The organism is Amycolatopsis sp. NPDC054798, from assembly GCF_053611505.1.
Window position 1 is genome coordinate 17,782 of record NZ_JBSHAM010000125.1, and the last position, 2,151, is coordinate 19,932.

A 2,151-nucleotide genomic window follows, 5' to 3' on the forward strand; every position below is an offset into this window, starting at 1 on the left:
AGAGGCAGCGAAGTTGTGCCGCGCGGGCGGTCCGGGGTGCGCGCCTGGCGCACCCCGGACCGGTCACTCACGCACGGGGCTTCTCCCGCTGTTCGTAGGTCTCGATCACGTCGTCGACCTTGATGTCGCTGTACGAGCCCAGCGTGAGACCGCACTCGTACCCTTCCCGGACCTCGACCACGTCGTCCTTGAACCGGCGCAGCGAGTTGATCGGCAGGTTCTGCGCGACGACGTTGCCGTCGCGCAGGAGGCGGGCCTTGGCGTTGCGCCGGATCTCGCCGGACATGACCAGGCAACCCGCGATCGTGCCGATCTTGGAGGACTTGAAGACGTCCCGGACCTCGGCGCGGCCCAGTTCGACCTCTTCGTACTCCGGCTTGAGCATGCCCTTCAGGGCCTGCTCGATCTCCTCGATCGCCTGGTAGATGACCGTGTAGTAGCGCACGTCGACGCCCTCGCGGGTGGCCCGCTCGGTCGCCTTGCCCTGCGCCCGGACGTTGAACCCGAGGACGATCGCGTCGGACGCGGTCGCCAGGTCGATGTCCGATTCGGTCACGCCGCCGACGCCGCGGTGGACCACGTGCAGTTCGACGTCTTCGCCGACGTCCAGCTGCAGCAGCGCCGCTTCGAGCGCCTCGACGGTACCCGAGTTGTCGCCCTTGATGATCAGGTTGAGGCTGCTCGTCTCCTTCAAGGCGGAGTCGAGGTCCTCGAGGCTGACCCGCTTGCGGCGCGACGCGTTGAGCGCGTTGCGGGTGCGGGCGGAGCGGCGCTCGGCGATCTGCCGGGCGACGCGGTCCTCGTCGACCACCAGGAAGGTGTCGCCCGCTCCCGGCACCGAGGTGAACCCGATGACCTGGACCGGACGCGAGGGCAGCGCCTCGGTGACGTCCTCGTTGTGCTCGTCGACCATCCGGCGGACGCGGCCGTAGGCGTCGCCCGCCACGACCGAGTCGCCCACGCGCAGCGTGCCGCGCTGGACCAGAACGGTGGCCACCGGGCCGCGGCCGCGGTCGAGGTGCGCCTCGATCGCGACGCCCTGGGCTTCCATGTCCGGGTTGGCCCGGAGGTCCAGAGCCGCGTCCGCGGTCAGCAGGATCGCCTCGAGAAGCCCGTCGATGTTGATGTTCTCCCGTGCGGAGATCTCGACGAACATCGTGTCGCCGCCGTATTCCTCGGCGATGAGGTTGTACTCGGTGAGCTGCTGCCGGATCTTGTCCGGGTTCGCGCCCTCCTTGTCGATCTTGTTGATCGCGACCACGATCGGGGCCTTGGCGGCCTGCGCGTGGTTGATCGCCTCCACCGTCTGCGGCATGACGCCGTCGTCGGCCGCCACCACGATCACCGCGATGTCGGTCGAGTTCGCGCCTCGGGCACGCATGGCGGTGAACGCCTCGTGACCCGGGGTGTCGATGAAGGTGATCAGCCGCGGAACGCCTTCGAGCTCGGTCTCGATCTGGTACGCACCGATGTGCTGCGTGATGCCGCCGGCCTCGCTTTCGCGGACCTTTGTCTTGCGGATCGTGTCCAGCAACCGGGTCTTGCCGTGGTCGACGTGGCCCATGATGGTGACGACCGGCGGCCGGACCTGCAGGTCCTCCTCGCCGCCCTCGTCCTCGCCATAGGTGATGTCGAAGGTCTCCAGCAGCTCGCGGTCCTCCTCCTCGGGGGAGACGACCTGGACGACGTAGTTCATCTCGCCGCCGAGCAGCTCGAGGATGTCGTCCGACACGGACTGCGTCGCGGTGACCATCTCGCCGAGGTGGAAGAGCACCTGCACCAGCGAAGCCGGGTTGGCGTCGATCTTCTCGGCGAAGTCGGTCAGCGAAGCGCCGCGCGGCAGCCGGATCGTCTCGCCCTGCCCCTTGGGCAGGCGGACGCCGCCGACGCTGGGCGCCTGCATGTTGTCCATGTACTCCTGGCGCTTCTGCCGCTTCGACTTGCGACCCTTGCGCGAGGGACCGCCGGGACGCCCGAAGGCGCCCGCGGTGCCGCCACGGCCACCAGGGCCGCCACGACCGCCGCCGCCGCGGAAACCGCCGCCGCCGGCCGGGGCGCCACCGCCGCCCCCCTGACTCATAGAAACAACTCCGACGCCACGACCCAACTCACTCTCTCCGATGCCCGCTCCGGCTAGAACTCGTCGTCGGC

General features: G+C 69.1%; 1 protein-coding gene. It reads right to left on the reverse strand.

Features of this window, described 5'->3' with window-relative positions; genetic code table 11:
• Window positions 1-67 precede the first annotated feature (67 nt).
• A partial coding sequence (gene infB, locus ACWGIC_RS40585) for a translation initiation factor IF-2 (RefSeq protein ID WP_452081267.1) occupies window positions 68-2,151 on the reverse strand: 2,084 nt, incomplete at its 5' end.